16 protein-coding genes and 1 other RNA gene are annotated in these 18,018 nt (G+C 37.6%); 15 read left to right on the forward strand and 2 right to left on the reverse strand.

All coding sequences use genetic code 11. The annotated features are described in order from the left end of the window. Position 1 precedes the first annotated feature (1 nt). The 7 genes from K1I97_RS03635 to K1I97_RS03665 all read left to right on the forward strand — a co-directional run bounded on the left by K1I97_RS03635 (position 2) and on the right by K1I97_RS03665 (position 7,809). The gene (locus K1I97_RS03635; protein ID WP_223331309.1) at positions 2–1,102 is read left to right on the forward strand and encodes a glycosyltransferase; all 1,101 of its coding nucleotides are present in this window, start codon (positions 2–4) and stop codon (positions 1,100–1,102) included. A gap of 3 nt (positions 1,103–1,105) precedes the next feature. Then, a complete protein-coding gene (locus tag K1I97_RS03640; protein ID WP_223331310.1) occupies positions 1,106–2,194 on the forward strand; it encodes a hypothetical protein in 1,089 nt (362 codons plus the stop codon). Beyond that, positions 2,194–3,069 (forward strand): glycosyltransferase family 2 protein, encoded by an 876-nt coding sequence (locus K1I97_RS03645; protein WP_223331311.1) that lies wholly within the window; start codon positions 2,194–2,196, stop codon positions 3,067–3,069. Before K1I97_RS03640 ends, K1I97_RS03645 begins: the two co-directional genes overlap by 1 nt. A gap of 141 nt (positions 3,070–3,210) precedes the next feature. Further along, the gene (locus K1I97_RS03650; RefSeq protein WP_223331312.1) at positions 3,211–4,209 is read left to right on the forward strand and encodes a glycosyltransferase family 2 protein; all 999 of its coding nucleotides are present in this window, start codon (positions 3,211–3,213) and stop codon (positions 4,207–4,209) included. Next, complete coding sequence (locus K1I97_RS03655) at positions 4,206–5,639, forward strand: flippase (RefSeq protein WP_223331313.1); 1,434 nt, start codon at positions 4,206–4,208, stop codon at positions 5,637–5,639. The genes K1I97_RS03650 and K1I97_RS03655 overlap by 4 nt, the downstream gene beginning before the upstream one ends. 48 nt (positions 5,640–5,687) lie before the next feature. Further along, positions 5,688–6,797, forward strand: coding sequence for a UDP-galactopyranose mutase (gene glf / locus K1I97_RS03660; RefSeq protein ID WP_223331314.1), 1,110 nt, complete (start codon positions 5,688–5,690; stop codon positions 6,795–6,797). Then, positions 6,784–7,809 carry an acyltransferase family protein gene (locus K1I97_RS03665; protein WP_223331315.1) on the forward strand — a complete coding sequence of 342 codons (1,026 nt, stop codon included), beginning with the start codon at positions 6,784–6,786 and terminating at the stop codon, positions 7,807–7,809. Before glf ends, K1I97_RS03665 begins: the two co-directional genes overlap by 14 nt. A 57-nt stretch (positions 7,810–7,866) precedes the next feature. Here the strand turns inward: K1I97_RS03665 and pbp1a are convergent, their stop codons facing one another. After that, positions 7,867–10,020 (reverse strand): penicillin-binding protein PBP1A, encoded by a 2,154-nt coding sequence (pbp1a, locus tag K1I97_RS03670; protein WP_223331316.1) that lies wholly within the window; start codon positions 10,018–10,020, stop codon positions 7,867–7,869. Next, the gene (gene recU, locus K1I97_RS03675; protein ID WP_223331317.1) at positions 10,017–10,613 is read right to left on the reverse strand and encodes a Holliday junction resolvase RecU; all 597 of its coding nucleotides are present in this window, start codon (positions 10,611–10,613) and stop codon (positions 10,017–10,019) included. Before recU ends, pbp1a begins: the two co-directional genes overlap by 4 nt. Before the next feature lie 65 nt (positions 10,614–10,678). Here recU and K1I97_RS03680 point away from each other — a divergent pair, with 65 nt between their 5' ends. The 8 genes from K1I97_RS03680 (at position 10,679) to cbpJ (ending at position 18,006) form a co-directional block, all read left to right on the forward strand. Beyond that, positions 10,679–11,206 carry a DUF1273 domain-containing protein gene (locus K1I97_RS03680; RefSeq protein WP_223331318.1) on the forward strand — a complete coding sequence of 176 codons (528 nt, stop codon included), beginning with the start codon at positions 10,679–10,681 and terminating at the stop codon, positions 11,204–11,206. Positions 11,207–11,273: 67 nt separating this feature from the next. Then, positions 11,274–11,600 carry a cell division regulator GpsB gene (gene gpsB / locus K1I97_RS03685; RefSeq protein WP_223331319.1) on the forward strand — a complete coding sequence of 109 codons (327 nt, stop codon included), beginning with the start codon at positions 11,274–11,276 and terminating at the stop codon, positions 11,598–11,600. Between the two features lie 23 nt (positions 11,601–11,623). Further along, positions 11,624–12,005, forward strand: an RNA gene (gene rnpB / locus K1I97_RS03690) — RNase P RNA component class B. Between the two features lie 83 nt (positions 12,006–12,088). After that, the gene (locus K1I97_RS03695; protein WP_223331320.1) at positions 12,089–13,246 is read left to right on the forward strand and encodes a THUMP domain-containing class I SAM-dependent RNA methyltransferase; all 1,158 of its coding nucleotides are present in this window, start codon (positions 12,089–12,091) and stop codon (positions 13,244–13,246) included. 12 nt (positions 13,247–13,258) lie between these two features. Beyond that, positions 13,259–14,704 (forward strand): cell division site-positioning protein MapZ, encoded by a 1,446-nt coding sequence (mapZ, locus tag K1I97_RS03700; RefSeq protein WP_223331321.1) that lies wholly within the window; start codon positions 13,259–13,261, stop codon positions 14,702–14,704. A 75-nt stretch (positions 14,705–14,779) separates the two neighbouring features. After that, positions 14,780–16,204: an NADP-dependent phosphogluconate dehydrogenase gene (gene gndA / locus K1I97_RS03705; protein ID WP_223331322.1), complete on the forward strand. Its 1,425-nt coding sequence runs from the start codon at positions 14,780–14,782 to the stop codon at positions 16,202–16,204. An 11-nt stretch (positions 16,205–16,215) separates the two neighbouring features. Further along, positions 16,216–16,905, forward strand: coding sequence for a response regulator transcription factor (locus K1I97_RS03710; RefSeq protein WP_000518005.1), 690 nt, complete (start codon positions 16,216–16,218; stop codon positions 16,903–16,905). A 96-nt stretch (positions 16,906–17,001) separates the two neighbouring features. Then, complete coding sequence (gene cbpJ, locus K1I97_RS03715) at positions 17,002–18,006, forward strand: choline-binding protein CbpJ (protein ID WP_223331323.1); 1,005 nt, start codon at positions 17,002–17,004, stop codon at positions 18,004–18,006. Positions 18,007–18,018 lie beyond the last annotated feature (12 nt).

Raw genomic sequence — 18,018 nt, forward strand, 5'->3', positions numbered from 1 at the left:
AATGAAAAAAATGTTAATTTGCATAACTAGCTTAACAGGAGGCGGAGCTGAAAAATCACTGGTAAATTTTATACAGCAATTTAAGTATAAGTATGATATCTCTTTACTCGTATATAGCGAAAAGAATAATTATTATGCACAAAAACTTGAAGATATCAAAATAGATTATTTCATAAAAAAAGACACACCATATCTTATTGAAAAACTTTTGAATAAGGTAGTGAAATTTTTTCCTAGGACATTGGTATATAAATTTATTCTTAATAAAACTAGGTTTAAAAAAGAAAAATTCGACATAGAATTTGCGTATATAGAAGGAAAACCAACTAAAATTATTTCAGGCTCATACAATGAAGATAGTCTAAAATTAGCGTATATTCATTGTGATTTTTCTAAGAATTGGTACTCTCGTAAATCGTTTAGAAGTATTAGGGATGAGAGTATGTGCTATCAAAAATTTCATGATATTTTAGCTGTTTCTTTAGGTCAGAAAGAAAGTTTTGAAAAAATATTTCCATCATGTAAATTGGATATAGTTCCAAATTTAATCAATCTAAATGAAATAGAAAGATTAAGCAAAGAATCAAATGTGCAAAAGACATTTCCTTATTTTTGTGCAGTAGGAAGATTGGCAGAAGTGAAAAATTATTCATTATTAATAAATGCATTTCACCAATTTAGAAAAAAATATCCTGAATTTCATTTATTAATTTTAGGTGAAGGAGAGCTACGGCAAACACTGCAAAATCAGATTGAGATTCTAGGTGAGCAAAATTACATTCAATTAGTCGGTTTTCAAAGTAACCCATACTCCTATATAAGACAAAGCAAAGGGCTGATTCAAAGCTCAATTTCAGAATCATTTAGTTATGTTCTAGCTGAAGCGTCAATATTGGGAGTTCCCACGATTTCTACTAGAACTCAAGGGTCAGAATTAATGATGAAATATTTTGATGTTATAGAAGTTGATCATGATAGTGCGGCACTGGCTAAGGGAATGGAATTTATTCTCCAGAAGGAAATTTTTGAGAAAAAGACGGATTTCAATGAGGAAGCAATAAATAAGTTTGAAGCAATATTTTCAAAAATAAAGGAGAAATAATTTGTGAAATATGATAGAGTATATAATCTGATTTTTAATATATTGTTCTCTGTATCAACAGTTTTGTATATGCTGAAATTTGTAAATATTGCGAAAAGTGGTAGTTTAAATATCTTAATTTTAGCTAGTTCAGTATTTTTATTGCTACTTCACACAGTGATTTACGGCTTTAATAAATTGAAGCTATTTTGTCTATCCTTCGTATTATTTTTATGTTTTCTAATTTATTTTCAAGGATTAGTTTATCTGGAATTGCTTAATTTTTTTCTGATTTACTCAACTCTAAGAGTGAGTAATATTCAATTTAACAAGACTCATTGGTTAGTGTTTTTTATTTTTTTTATATTAGTAGTTTTATTTGCTAATGCAGGAATTATTAAAAGTGTATTCATTTTTCGAACTGGAGGGCTAGTAAGAGGAACATTAGGGTTTGTCCATCCGAATTCACTAGGTCTCATGGCTTATGCAATTACATTAAATACATTGTACGTCTTTAACCCCAATAGATACAAAATTATTTTCTACTGCGGTCTTCTTATATTTAATTATTTTATATTTGCCATAACGGACTCTAGAACTTCTTTCTTAATAAGTTTATTGATTATTTTAAGTTGTTTTATTTTTGATTTTAGAGGTATTCTATACAAGGTTGTTAAAAATTCATTTATTTATATAGTAATTGTAGTAAGTTCGCTATTTATTATTTTAGCAACTACCTATTTTGAAGTGAGGGAACCTTTCATTTTTTTGAATAAACTTTTTACCAATAGAATTTACAGTGGTAATGTTTTTGTAGCTGAATATGGATATAATCTTTTTGGGAATTTTATAGAGGGAACACTACCTACTTTAGCAGGAGATGTAATTATTGATAGTGGCTATGTGGGTTTAATTCTTCGTTTAGGTGTATTATTTTTTATAGGCTACTTGTTGTTTATGTTGTTAAGAATAAAACAAAATATTTTTTTATTGAAGGAAGCAATCTTGATTAGCAGTGTCTTTATTTCATTAATGTTTGAATCCTATGGGTTTTCTGGTTTTATTTTCCCAGTTTTATTTGTGGATTTTGTAGGTAAAAGAAAGGAATTATAATGAGTTTAAAAGTTACAGTATTTACAGCTACATATAATAGGATGAACTTGTTAAAAAAATTGTATGACTCTCTAGTGAAGCAAACTAGTAAAGATTTTGAGTGGATAATTGTAGATGATGGTTCAACGGATGATACCTCAACGGTAGTTCAGAAATTTTTATCAGAAAATAAATTGGATATAAGTTATATTTATCAAGAAAATGGTGGGAAGCATAGAGCGGTTAATGAGGGATTGGACAGAGCTAAGGGACAATTGTTTTTTATAGTCGACTCAGATGATGCTCTCCTTCCGAAAGCTATAGCCACCGTTATTGATAGATTCACAACTATTCAAGATAATCCCAAATATGCAGGCGTCGCTTTTAATCGAGGATATTCAGAGACAGTAATCGTTGGGGAAACGTTTGAAGGGGAATTTATAGATTGTGATAATTTGCATCGAGTAAAATATAATATTCTTGGTGATAAAGCTGAGGTCTACAGAACAGAAATTTTAAAAGAAATAAAATTCCCAGAAATTGAGGGAGAAAATTTTATGAGTGAAGTAGTTTTGTGGAATGAAGTAGCAAGGAGAGGACACAAATTACGATGGTTCAATGAGATTATTTACATATCTGATTACCTAGAGGACGGCTTGACGAAAAATAGTACGACTATTTTAAAAAAAAATCCAATTGCTCATAAAATGATGACAAAAGAGTTATTACAGATTGATTATCCTTTAAAAAACAAATTTGGACATATTTATAAGTATCATCAGATCCAACAGAATTCTGTTCAAGAGACAGCTAGAGATTTACATATTTCATATATAGCAGTCGGTATTATTGTAGCAATGGGAAAAGTAAAGGATTTATTAAAAAAGAGTAAATAAATCTATGTTTTATATGATGAAAATGTCTATGAAATTTTCGTAAGAATGATCTTCATGAGTTTTTTTAGATTTAAGGTTGAACTTTCAGTTTGATTATCCAGTATATCTATGAAACTTAGACTAATAAAATGGAGGAAGTAAATGCTAAAGTTTTCTGTCATTGTACCTATTTACAATGTTGAAAAGTATATTGAGGAATGTGTATATTCTGTATTGAGACAGACATATAATAATTTTGAACTTATTTTAGTGAATGATGCCTCTCCAGATCATTCGCTTGATATTATTACAAAAATAGCTGAAAAGGATTCACGCATTGTAATTATAGACAAAGAGAAGAATGAAGGTGTGGCGTTAGCAAGATCATCTGGCTTAGCAAATGCTAAAGGAGATTACGTTGTTTATTTGGATGGAGATGATCAACTAATTCCAGAAGCGTTAAAAATTTTAGCTACTAAAATTGATTCACAAAATCCAGACATTGTAATTTTTCCTAAAATTAAGGAGAGAAACGGTGTGAAACATGTGAATCCATACTTCTCAAAGGAAATGCTCTTTGAGGAAGATAAAAAAGAACTATATAAAGGCTTTTTAAGTTATAGTTACTTTGTAATTGGATGCGCTGCTATTAATAGAGAGTTAGCTGTGCAATATGACATTGCTAATGAATTGAAAGAGATTTGGCTTGGTGAGGATTTATTGCAAAGCCTTCCTTTGTTGACACATGCAAAAAGGATTTTATACATTATAGAGGGAATCTATATAATGGTTTACAATCCTGATTCAGCAACAAGGAGTAAAGTATTAAGAAAAGATAGATATCTCCAAGCAATTGAAAATCATAAGGTAATTGAACAATATATACAACTATGGGGTGAGGAAGAACTACAAAATGATTTTCATGAACATATTATGAATGATGTTATTTCTTATGCATTCGCAGGGTGTAGAGGTGCAAGCTCTGTTAGAGAGGGCAGTGAGTATCTTCAAACAATTGGTAGTGATGTAGGATTCCGCAGAGCCTACTCATTAGGATATCCTAAAAAATTGTCACATAAAATACTAGCGTTTTTTCTAAAGCATGAGTCATATGTCGTTGCGTATTATTTAATTAAAATGAAAGAAAGGTTATCATCATGAAAGTTTTGAAAAATTTTTTATATAATTTTTCATATAAAATCTTAACGATGATTCTTCCTTTTGTAACGGTTCCCTATGTAACTAGAGTTTTTAATCCAACATTGATGGGTGAATATAATTATACCGCCTCTATAGTCGCCTATTTTTCAACATTTGGTATGTTAGGAATTGTTATTTATGGAAGTAACCAAATTGCAAAAGTGAGTCATAAGGGAAAAGAAGAAATATCTCATGTTTTTTCTTCAGTCTATTATTTTCAGCTATTTTCAACAACTCTAACGATACTGGTATATCTAGCTTATATCTTTCTCTTTCCAAGTCAATACCAACAATATTTTATAGTACAAATCTTTTCTCTCATTGCAATAATGTTTGATATTAGTTGGCTATTCCAAGGATTAGAAGATTTTAAGCGAATTGTTATGCGAAATACAGTAGTCAAGCTAATTGGTGTCGTTTCTATATTTACATTGATAAAATCCCAGTCAGATATCTATTTGTATGTATTTATCATTAGTTTTTCTACGTTAATTTCGCAAGGTATTATGTGGTTAAGTGTAAAGAACTATGTCAATTTGGTTCGAGTTGGAGTAAAAGAGATACTATCAAACTTTAAACCTAACTTATCTTTCTTTCTTCCCCAAATTTCAATTTCGATTTACAATACGCTAGATAAAATAATTTTGGGCTCTTTAGGCAGTGTATTTGATGTTGGAATTTATACCCAAGCTGTGAATATAAACTCTGTTTTAGTTAGTTTAGTAGTGACTCTAAGTGCTGTACTTCAACCTAGAATGACCAATTTGCATGCTCAAGGTAAAAAGGAGGAAGTTCGCAGGGTAATGTCCGCGTCGATGTTATTTAATAGCATACTAACCTTTCCGGTAGTAGTTGGAATATTACTTGTTAGCCAAGAATTTGTTCATATGTTTTTGGGAAAAGAGTATGCTGAAACATTTATTGCTCTCAATATTGTTGTCTTCTCTCTAATTCCAATTGCTTTTTCAGAGATTGTGGGGCGTCAAACTCTGATTCCGACGGATAATGTTAGATACTTTACGATTTCAGTAATGTCAGGTGCGATAGTTAGCATTTTATTAAATTTTATTGTCATACCTTTCGGGGGATACAAAGGAGCGGCGCTTGTACATGTACTCGTTGAGATTATTGTATGCGCATTAATGTCATATTATGCTCGTAAATATTTAGATATTTTAGCTTTACTCAGAATAGCAATTAAACCACTGGTTACGAGTGTAGTGACTGTTATTATAGTGCATTTGATGTTTTCTTATATTTGGCCTATTTATGATAGCTTGCTTAGTTTATTATTAAAGATAATAGTTTATTCAGTAATATATGGTATTCTATTATTACTGACAAGAACAATAACTCAGAAAGAGATTTCTATGATAAGAAAAACCCCCTAGTTTTTCTATGTAATGGTGAGAATCATTAAAAAGTAAGGGAGATTTAAAATGTACGACTATCTAATCGTCGGTGCGGGTTTGTCTGGAGCAATCTTTGCACACGAAGCTACAAAACGTGGTAAAAAAGTAAAAGTGATTGATAAACGTGATCACATCGGTGGAAATATCTACTGTCAGAATGTTGAAGGTATCAATGTTCATAAATATGGCGCTCATATTTTCCATACGTCTAATAAAAAAGTTTGGGACTATGTCAATCAATTTGCTGAGTTTAACAACTATATCAACTCACCTGTCGCAAACTATAAAGGAAGTCTTTATAATCTTCCTTTCAATATGAATACTTTCTATGCTATGTGGGGGACAAAAACTCCACAGGAAGTGAAAGATAAGATTGCTGAGCAGACAGCTGATATGAAGGATGTTGAGCCGAAAAATCTGGAAGAACAAGCTATCAAGTTGATTGGTCCGGATATCTATGAAAAATTGATCAAGGGTTATACTGAAAAACAATGGGGACGTTCTGCGACAGACCTTCCACCATTTATCATCAAACGCCTTCCAGTTCGTCTAACATTTGATAATAACTATTTTAACGACCGTTACCAAGGAATTCCTATTGGTGGTTACAATGTCATCATCGAAAATATGCTGAAAGATGTAGAAGTTGAACTTGGAGTAGATTTCTTTGCTCATCGTGAAGAGTTGGAAGCATCTGCTAACAAAGTTGTTTTCACAGGAATGATCGACCAGTATTTTGACTACAAACACGGAGAGCTAGAATATCGTAGCCTTCGTTTTGAGCATGAAACCTTGGACGAGGAAAATTATCAAGGGAACGCTGTAGTGAACTATACAGAGCGTGAGATTCCTTATACTCGTATTATCGAACATAAGCATTTCGAATATGGAACGCAACCAAAGACAGTTATCACGCGTGAATATCCAGCCGAATGGAAGCGTGGGGACGAGCCCTACTATCCGATCAACGATGAGAAAAATAATACTATGTTTGCTAAGTACCAAGAGGAGGCTTCAAAGAATGATAAGGTTATCTTCTGTGGGCGTTTAGCGGACTATAAATATTATGATATGCATGTGGTTATTGAGCGAGCATTGCAGGTTGTGGAGAAAGAGTTTGGCTATGACAAAAAGTAGAATCAATTGGATAGATTTTGGAAAAGGTTTTGCCATCTTTTTAGTCTTAGTAGGACACGTGCTACTTGGATTGTATCAATCAGAAAAATTCCCCGCAGCAGACAACATACTATCATTGTTGGTAGCACAAGTCTATATATTTCATATACCAGTATTTTTTGCCCTATCAGGATACTTTTTCAAACCCATATCTGATTTGAAAGAGTTTTGGCAATATGCTAAAAAGAAGACAATTATTTTTGGCCTGCCATATATTTTTTATTCGATCATTCACTTTGGTCTTCAAAAAATTGCGGGGGCATCTGTTCGTGTTTCAACAACCATGTCTGATTTACTAAATATCTATAAAAATCCTCTTGGAGTCTCATGGTATTTATACGCACTCTGGGCTATTTTGATAATCTATGGATTAGTGTCTATTTTAATTAAAAATCGTAGAACTTTATTTTTTATAAGTATTTCTGCTTATTGTTTAACCCTATTTGTTCAAACAGATATTTATATTATTCAAAGAACGTTAGTTTGGGGCATTTGTTTCTTTCTTGGAAGTGTATTGAGTGAAATTCAATTTAATAAAATTAGTCTGAAAAAATTTCTTTTTTTCTTTGTAGTATTTGATTTTATTTATATGTTCGCTTGGTTCTTGTTTTATGAATTAGGATCTAAGAAGGATTATGTAAGCTATAGTAACCCAGGTTTGTGGGGGGTTGCTTTTATTGTCTGTGTTTTAGCCGCTTTTGTGATTTTTCCTAAAATGGAGAAAAATTTCCCTAAAACTTTCCTATATTTCACTAAATACGGAAAAGATAGTTTAGGTATCTATATTCTTCATGCACCAATTTGTAGTATGATTCGGATTCTAATGTTGAAAATGGGAATAAACTCAGTTTTTCTTCACGTTGTTGTTGGAATTGTGCTAGGTTGGTATTTATCCATACTGGCAACTTATATATTGAAAAAAATTCCATTTTTGAATATTGTTTTATTACCACAGAAGTATATTAAGCTGTAATAAGTTACTATTGTAAAACCTCCTGAGATTTTATTTCTCAGGAGGTTAATTTTGTTATTATGGCTGTCCTGTTTGAGGAGCCTGGTTTTGTTGATTTGGATTTGTATTTTGTTGAGGTGAGCTTGGTTGCTGACTGTTCCCCGTATTTGGGGTTGTATTTGGAGTAGTAGTTTGAGATGTGCTTCCAGAAGTTGAAGTTGAGGTTTCAGGTATAGAACGCTGCTGGGTAGATGGATTTGTCCATGTAGAGCGTGTTCCATTTTTAAAGATGAAGTCCCCGCTTCTATAGAGACCTTCAGGCATGGTCCAGTCACCAGGATGGTTATCTTCAGAAAGATAAGTCATCATTGAACGATAGACCTTAGCCGCAACATAGAAACCGTCACCAACGATTGGAGTGAGGCGGTTAGAATAACCAGTCCAGACAGCCATCGAGTATTTACGCGTATAGCCAACAAACATTTCGTCTGGAGCTACATAACCAGAGTTCTTAATGTATTTTTCAATCTCGTCATCTGTATAGTTTGATGTACCAGTCTTACCAGCTTGTGGTAGCCATGATAGGTAGGCACCACGACCGGTTCCATAGGTTAGGACTGTTTTCATCATTTCCGTCATCATGTAGGCAGTAGTTTCTTTCATTGCCCGAGTACCAGGATCGGAGAATACTTTCAAGCTACCATCACTAAAGACGACCTTATTAACATACATCGGTTTATGGTAGATACCGCCATTAGCAAAAGCAGCATAAGCAGCAGCCATTTTTTCACTGCTAGCTCCATACCTTTTGTCAGATTCGGTTGTATTACTTGAAATAGCATTAGCATAGTGTATGCTTGGGTAGTCAATACCGATTCCATTTAGAAACGTCTTGGCACGATCTAATCCCACCTTATCAAGTGTTTCTACAGCTGGCACATTCCGTGATTGCTGTAGAGCATATTGGAGTGTAATACTTCCAAAGTAACTCTTATCCCAGTTGTAGACAGGGGTGTTGGTTCCGGGATAATTGTATGGAACATCGTGGACAATCGCAGCAGTTGAGTCATAAATGCCATACTCTAAAGCAGGAGCATAGTCTGTGATTGGCTTCATGGTAGATCCCCAGTCACGATTGGTTTCTACGGCTTGATTGATTCCAAAGGAAACATTGCTTGATTGGTGACGGGCACCTAATTGAGCGATGACTTTCCCGTTTGTCACATCTACGATAGTTGAAGCTACCTGCAATTCATCGTCTGGATAGTTGACATACTCGTCAGTATTGTAGATATCCCAGAGACGTTGTTGAACTTTAGGATCAACATTAGTATAAACTTCCATTCCCGTTGTCAAAAGGTTGTAGCCTGTTTCTTGTTCGACTTGATCAATCACTTCTTTGAGGTAATTGTCCATATACGGAGGATAGCTATTGGCAGATTTCAAGCTTTGAAGTCCGTCTGTAATCGGAGTATTAATCGCTTTTTCGTATTGCTCAGCTGTAATGTAGCCTTGCCCTTTCATCTCAGAGAGAACTAGATTTCTACGCTCTTGTGCTGCTTCTGGATGGGAGTACGGATCATATTGATTTGGAGCCTGAGGCATTCCGGCTAGAAGGGCCAATTGTGGCAAACTTAAATCTTTGAGGTCTTTGCCATAGTAATTTTGAGCAGCTGTCTGCATTCCGTAGTTACCATTTGACATGTAGACCTTATTGATGTAGTAAGTTAGAATCTCTTGTTTGGTTGCTTTTTGTTCTAGCTGAATGGCCAACCAAGCTTCCTGAGCCTTACGAGAAAGGGTCTGATCAGAAGTTGATGTAGAGAAATAGGTCAATTTAATCAACTGCTGTGTCAGGGTTGAAGCACCTTGAAGGCCACCGCCACCACGAAGATTTCGTAAGGAAGCACCGAGGATACGAATAGTATCTACTCCACGGTGATTAAAGAAACGATGATCCTCAATTGAGACGATGGCATTGACCAACTCAGTTGGAATCTCATTTGCTTGTGCATTGACACGACGTTCTGATCCAAGGTCGGCAATAAGCTCGTCATTGCTGTCATAAATCTTACTAGAAGTCGTTGCGACTAGCTTGCTTTCAGATAGAGCTGGAGCCTTGCTTACATAGTAGAGAAAGAGGCCTCCGCCTAGCATAATAGCTGCGATAAATAAGGTCAAAAGGCAGATACTGACATACTTAGCTATTCGCAGGAAAGTTTGTTTGTTCATCTTGTTTTACCACCTAGTAAATGTTCTTTGATAACGTCGAGATAGGGAATTTGAGGAAAAGCACCAGGCTCAATCTTATATCCATTTTCTCGAATATATCCAAGTGGCATTGACTTTTGTCCTCTATCTTGATGATAGAAACGAATCAAATCAATAGCCGGCAATAAGTAGGTTTCTTGCTGAGAAGAAAAGTGAAGGAGGACAAAACAGATTCCTTGCTGGGCAAGGACTTGTTCCATATGCTGAATCTGATGAGGATGAAAATTCTTCATTGGAATTGCATATTTTTGTCTGGTTTCCTTGGCTTCAAAGTCGATGTAGTATCCATCATAAACTCCTGAATAGTCCGTGGTTGAGGCCTGTCTAAAGTAGGCTTCAACAATCTTGGCACGACTTCGTTGGGGATAATCAACACGTACGATTTGGATGGGTGTCGGTTTCTTGTGGATAACAGCCAGTCCATGCGACAAATAGTAGTCGTTAGTAGCATTGATCATCTTTTCAAAAGACATTCCCCGATTTGCGAAATTTTTTGTTTGTGACAAGGGAGTCTGTCTTTTTTGTGATGAAATTTTATATGGATAGTTGACCATAATTCTCCTTATTGGTACAATAACATCACTCTATTATATCATAAAATTACAAAGAAAGGTTAAAAATGGCAACGGTTTTAGTTTTGGGCTATTCCGCCTTTGATCTGGGCTTATTTAATGATAAGGATATCCGCATTGGAATCATTAAAACAGCCATTCGAAGAGACCTAGAACGTCTAGCAGAGGAAGGGCTGAATTGGCTCGTTTTTACGGGAACTTTGGGCTTTGAATACTGGGTACTTCAAGTAGCTCAGGACATGAAGGCGGACTATGGATTTCAGTTAGCAACGATTTTTGATTTTGAAACTCATGGCAGTAATTGGAATGAAGCCAATCAGGTCAAATTAAGTGAATTTAAACAAGTTGATTTCGTTAAATATGCCTATCCACACTATGAACATAAGAGGCAACTGCGTGATTATCAGAAATTTTTACTGGAAAATACGGATGGGTGCTATCTCTTTTATGACGAAGAAAAGGAAAGCAAGTTAGGCTATTTTTACCAAATGATGAAAAATCAAGAGAACTATGTTACAAGAAGATTAACGTTTGAGGACCTGAATGAATTGGTAGAAAATTTTCCCGAAAATTGAGGCTTTGACCTTGATTTTTGTTTGTTTTTTTATATAATAATACTAGCAACTGATAATGGAGATAGAGATGGCAAGTATTATTTTTTCAGCGAAAGACATTTTTGAACAGGACTTTGGACGTGAAGTTCGTGGGTATAGTAAGGCAGAGGTGGACGAGTTCTTGGACGATGTGATTAAGGACTATGAAACCTATGCGGCTTTGGTTAAATCTCTTCGTCAGGAGATTGCTGATTTGAAGGAGGAGTTGTCTCATAAATCACAGACAACGCCGACTCAGCCAGATTCTATCGAAATGGCGAGCACTACCTCGATGACAAATTTTGATATCTTGAAACGCTTAAATCGTCTCGAAAAAGAAGTCTTTGGCAAGCAAATTTTAGACAATCAAGATTGATAATTGAGTGACTGATGTGTGCAATTTTTGGATAATCGCGTGAAGAGAATCTCTTTTCATGAGGAAAGTCCATGCTAGCACAGGCTGTGATGCCTGTAGTGTTTGTGCTAGGCGAATCCATAAGCCTAGGAACGAGAAATCGTTACGGCAGTCGAAATGGCTAAGTCTTAGGATAGGTCAGAATAGGCTTGAAAGTGCCACAGTGACGGAGTCTTTCTGGAAACAGAGAGAGTGGAACGCGGTAAACCCCTCAAGCTAGCAACCCAAATTTTGGTCGGGGCATGGAGTGCACGGAAACGAACGTAGTACTCTGACTGCTAGCAGTCGTGGGCTGTTAGCGGTAGACAGATGATTATCGAAGGAAGTGGTCCTAGTCACTTCTGGAACAAAACATGGCTTATAGAAAATTGCATATAGGTTGGGGCTGAGAAATCTTTCTCAACCTCATTTTTTAAAGTGAACAAGAGAAAGGTCTTGCAAGACTAGAAATGAAAGAACAATTTAATTTAATCGCAACTGCTGCTGCGGGTCTCGAGGCTGTCGTTGGACGTGAGATGCGAGAGTTAGGCTATGATTGCCAGGTTGAAAATGGCCGTGTTCGTTTTCAAGGAGATGTGAAGGCAATCATCGAGACCAATCTTTGGCTTCGTGCAGCGGATCGCATCAAGATTGTGGTCGGGAGTTTTCCAGCTAAGACCTTTGAAGAGCTTTTTCAAGGCGTTTTTGCTCTAGATTGGGAAAACTATCTCCCGCTCGGGGCACGTTTCCCTATCTCAAAGGCAAAATGTGTTAAGTCTAAACTTCATAATGAGCCCAGTGTTCAGGCCATTTCTAAGAAGGCTGTTGTGAAGAAATTACAAAAACACTATGCCCGTCCAGAAGGAATTCCCTTGATGGAAACTGGTCCTGAGTTTAAGATTGAGGTGTCCATCCTGAAAGATGTGGTAACTGTCATGATTGACACGACAGGTTCTAGCCTTTTTAAACGTGGATATCGTACGGAAAAAGGTGGAGCTCCTATCAAGGAAAATATGGCAGCGGCCATTTTACAACTCTCTAACTGGTATCCAGATAAGCCCTTGATTGATCCGACCTGTGGTTCAGGAACTTTCTGTATTGAGGCGGCTATGATTGCTAGAAAGATGGCGCCAGGTCTTCGCCGTTCCTTTGCTTTTGAGGAATGGAATTGGGTTAGCGATCGGTTAATCCAAGAAGTTCGCACAGAGGCGGCTAAGAAAATCAATCGTGAGATAGAATTGGATATTATGGGCTGTGATATTGATGCTCGCATGGTGGAGATTGCCAAGACAAATGCTCAAGCAGCAGGCGTCGCAGGTGATATCACCTTTAAGCAAATGCGGGTACAGGATTTGCGCTCAGACAAGGTAAATGGTGTCATCATTTCCAATCCGCCATATGGTGAGCGTTTATCTGATGATGCAGGAGTCACAAAGCTCTATGCTGAGATGGGGCAGGTCTTTGCACCGCTGAAAACCTGGAGTAAGTTTATCCTGACGAGTGACGAGGCTTTTGAAAGCAAGTACGGAAGTCTAGCTGATAAAAAACGCAAACTGTATAATGGGACCTTAAAAGTAGATTTGTATCAATACTTTGGTCAGCGTGTGAAACGCCAAGAGGTAAAGTAGAAAGGGAGAGAAATGAGCAATAAGAGCAATAATGAGCAACACGAAGCCCAATTTGATTTTGGCGAGGCGAAAGATTTGACAGTTGGTCAAGCCATCCGTAAAAATGAAGAGGTTGAAGCTGGCGTACTGCCAGAAGACAGTATTCTAGACAAATATATCAAACGGCACCGCGAGGAAATCGAGGCGGACAAGTTTGAAACACGTCAATTAAAAAAAGAAGAATTGCTAGCGACTCAGACCCAAGAGGAATTAACACAGGATGTCAATGGGACAAATGAAGATTCAGCTCTGAATGTGGAGGCATCCGGGACAGTTTCGGAAGAAACCATATCGAGCTCAGTGGAGTCAATAAATTCTGATGAGATTTTAGCTCCTTTAGGAGAGAAAAACAAAGGCTTGGAATCGCTTGTGTTGGAAAAGCAAGAGCCAGCAGAGGTTGCTGATGAGAAAGAAGAGGAGACACCTGTTCTTTCTCGTTTAGCCCAGTCAGAGCCTGAAAGTGATTCGAAGAAGAGAAAGTGGGTTGTTGCGGGATCAGCCTTGATGGCAGCCCTTGTATTGGCAGGAAGTTACTATGTCTATCGCCAAGTAACTCGTTCCAACCAAGCCATCCAGTCTTCTCAATCGTCTTCTAACAATCAAGAAACACAAACGGTCCTACAAGAGTTTAATACCCTCTATGATGCTTTTTATACGGATGCTAATAAAACAGCTCTGAAAAATAGTCAGTTTGATAAGTTGGATCAGCTAAAGACCTTGTTAGATAAACTTGAAGGCAGCCGAGAGCATACACTTGTAAAATCTAAGTATGATAGCCTAGCAACTCAAATTAAGGCTATCCAAGATGTCAATGCCCAGTTTGAGACTCCAGCAATTACTGACGGTGTCTTAGATACCAATGCAAAAATCAAGGCAGATGCTAAATTTACAGAAATTAAAACAGGAAATACAGAGCTAGACAAACTGTTAGATAAGGCCATTAGTCTTGGTAAGAGTCAGCAAACAAGCGCCTCTAGCTCAAGTTCAAGTAGCAGTAGTCAGGAAAGCTCAAGCGCAACGACTGATAGTAGCACGAGCAGTTCGTCTGCATCATCTAGTTCTGCATCAAGTGCTCCAACTGCCCCAGCAAGCAATGACACAAATGGTGGTTTGTCTGGCGATGGGGTTAATCTTCAAAGAAGTGCTAGTCGTGTACCGTACAACCAATCAGCTGTAGACGATAGCAACAACCCTGCTTGGACGTTTGCAGATGGTGTATTGGAACAAGTCCTAGCAACATCGCGTGCTCGTGGCTATATCACTGGAAATCAATATATCCTAGAACGAGTCAATATCGTAAACGGAAATGGTTATTACAACCTCTATAAACCAGATGGAACCTATCTCTTCACCCTCAACTGTAAGACTGGTTACTTTGTAGGAAATGCTTCTGGTCATGCAGATGACTTGGACTACTAGGACTCCGTTACAAAATTCTTTCCTTTCATAGGTAAAAATGATAAAATAAAACATATTAAACAAGAGGAGTGTCACATGACAAAAGCTAACTTTGGTGTCGTTGGTATGGCCGTAATGGGTCGTAACCTTGCCCTAAATATCGAATCTCGTGGCTATACAGTTGCCATTTACAACCGTAGTAAAGAAAAAACAGAAGACGTAATCGCTTGCCATCCAGACAAGAACTTTGTTCCAAGCTACGATGTAGAGTCTTTCGTTCAATCTATCGAAAAACCTCGTCGTATCATGCTGATGGTTCAAGCCGGACCTGGTACAGATGCAACTATCCAAGCCCTTCTTCCACACCTTGACAAGGGTGATATCTTGATTGACGGCGGAAACACTTTCTACAAAGATACGATCCGTCGTAACGAAGAATTGGCAAACTCAGGTATCAACTTTATCGGAACTGGTGTTTCTGGTGGTGAAAAAGGTGCCCTTGAAGGTCCTTCTATCATGCCTGGTGGCCAAAAAGAAGCCTACGAATTGGTTGCTGATGTTCTTGAGGAAATCTCAGCTAAAGCACCTGAAGATGGCAAACCATGTGTGACTTACATCGGTCCTGACGGAGCTGGTCACTATGTGAAAATGGTCCACAACGGTATCGAGTATGGTGACATGCAATTGATCGCAGAAAGCTATGACTTGATGCAACACTTGCTTGGCCTTTCTGCAGAAGACATGGCCGAAATCTTTACTGAGTGGAACAAGGGTGAGTTGGACAGCTACTTGATCGAAATCACAGCTGATATCTTGAGCCGTAAAGACGATGAAGGTCAAGATGGCCCAATCGTAGACTACATCCTTGATGCTGCAGGTAACAAGGGAACTGGTAAATGGACTAGCCAATCAGCACTTGACCTTGGTGTGCCATTGTCACTTATCACTGAGTCAGTATTTGCGCGTTACATCTCTACATACAAAGAAGAGCGTGTACATGCTAGCAAGGTGCTACCAAAACCAGCTACTTTCAAATTTGAAGGAGACAAGGCTGAGTTGATCGAAAAGATCCGTCAAGCCCTTTACTTCTCAAAAATCATCTCATATGCACAAGGTTTTGCGCAATTGCGTGTAGCTTCTAAAGAAAATAACTGGAACTTGCCATTTGCGGACATCGCATCTATCTGGCGTGATGGCTGTATCATCCGTTCTCGTTTCTTGCAAAAGATTACAGATGCATACAACCGTGATGCAGATCTTCCTAACCTTCTTTTGGATGAGTACTTCTTGGATGTTACTGCTAAGTACCAACAAGCAGTGCGTGATATCGTAGCTCTTGCTGTTCAAGCTGGTGTACCAGTGCCAACTTTCTCAGCAGCTATTACTTACTTTGATAGCTACCGTTCAGCTGACCTTCCTGCTAACTTGATCCAAGCGCAACGTGACTACTTTGGTGCCCACACTTACCAACGTAAAGACAAAGAAGGAACATTCCACTACTCTTGGTATGACGAAAAATAAGTAGGTCTGCCATGGGGAAACGGATTTTATTACTTGAGAAAGAACGAAATCTCGCTCATTTTCTCAGTCTGGAACTCCAAAAAGAGCAATACCGTGTTGATCTGGTAGAGGAGGGGCAAAAAGCCCTCTCCATGGCTCTCCAGACAGATTATGACTTGATTTTACTGAATGCTCGTCTGGGGGATATGACGGCCCAGGATTTTGCAGAGAGGCTAAGTCGGACAAAACCTGCCTCAGTAATCATGGTCTTGGACCATCGCGAAGAATTGCAAGACCAGATTGAGACAATCCAGCGCTTCGCCGTTTCTTACATCTATAAGCCAGTGATTATTGATCAGCTGGTGGCTCGTATTTCAGCGATTTTCCGAGGTCGGGACTTTATCGACCAACACTGTAGTCAGATGAAGGTCCCAACGTCTTACCGCAATTTGCGTATGGATGTAGAACATCATACCGTTTATCGTGGCGAGGAGATGATTGCTCTGACGCGCCGTGAGTATGACCTTTTGGCCACTCTCATGGGAAGCAAGAAGGTCTTGACTCGTGAGCAGTTGTTGGAAAGTGTTTGGAAGTACGAAAGTGCGACAGAAACCAATATCGTGGATGTTTATATCCGTTATCTACGTAGCAAGCTTGATGTAAAAGGTCAAAAAAGCTACATTAAAACCGTGCGTGGTGTTGGGTACACCATGCAAGAATAGAAAAGCAGTTGCAGTTGTGTAACTGCTTTTTTGTGAATTCCTCTATATTGACATACAGTCAGGTCTTTGCTACAATTAATCATGGAGGATACTAAAATGAAATTTTTGAAAAAAATGATGCAAGTTCTACTCGCAGTCTTTTTCTTTGCTTTGCTAGCGACAAGTACCGTATTGGCAGATGATTCTGATTCAGAAGGCTGGCAATTTGTCCAAGAAAATGGTAGAACTTACTACAAGAAGGGGGACCTCAAAGAAACCTACTGGCGAGTGATTGATGGGAAGTACTATTACTTTGATCCTTTATCTGGAGAGATGGTTGTCGGCTGGCAATATATTCCGTTTCCATCTAAAGGTAGTACAATTGGTCCTTACCCAAATGGTATCAGATTAGAAGGTTTCCCGATGTCAGAGTGGTACTACTTCGATAAAAATGGAGTGCTACAAGAGTTTGTTGGTTGGAAAGCATTAGAGATTAAAACTAAAGACAGTGTTGGAAGAAAGTACGGGGAAAAACGTACAAATCCGGAAGATAAAGAAGAGAAGAGTTTTTACACGAACTATTACTTTAATCAAAATCATTCTTTAGAGACAGGTTGGCTTTATGATCAATCTAATTGGTATTATCTAGCTAAAACGGAAATTAATGGAGAAAACTATATTGGTGGTGAAAGACGTGCAGGCTGGATAAACGATGATTCGACTTGGTACTACTTAGATCCAGCAACTGGCATTATGCAAACTGGTTGGAAATATCTAAGTAATAAGTGGTACTACCTCCGTTCCTCAGGAGCTATGGAGACTGGCTGGTATCAAGATGGTTCAACTTGGTATTATCTAGATGCTCAAAATGGAGATATGAAGACAGGCTGGGCTTATGTTGGTAACAAGTGGTACTATCTCCGTTCATCAGGAGCCATGGATACCGGTTGGTATCAGGAAGGTTCGACTTGGTATTATCTAAATGCAAGTAATGGTGATATGAAGACTGGTTGGTTCCAGGTCAATGGCAAATGGTACTATGCTTATAGTTCAGGTGCTTTAGCAGTTAGTACAAGAGTAGATGGCTACTACGTCAACTATAATGGCGAATGGGTCCAATAATGAAAGAGGCGA

The sequence above is a fragment of the Streptococcus oralis genome (assembly GCF_019929345.1).
GTDB lineage: Bacteria > Bacillota > Bacilli > Lactobacillales > Streptococcaceae > Streptococcus.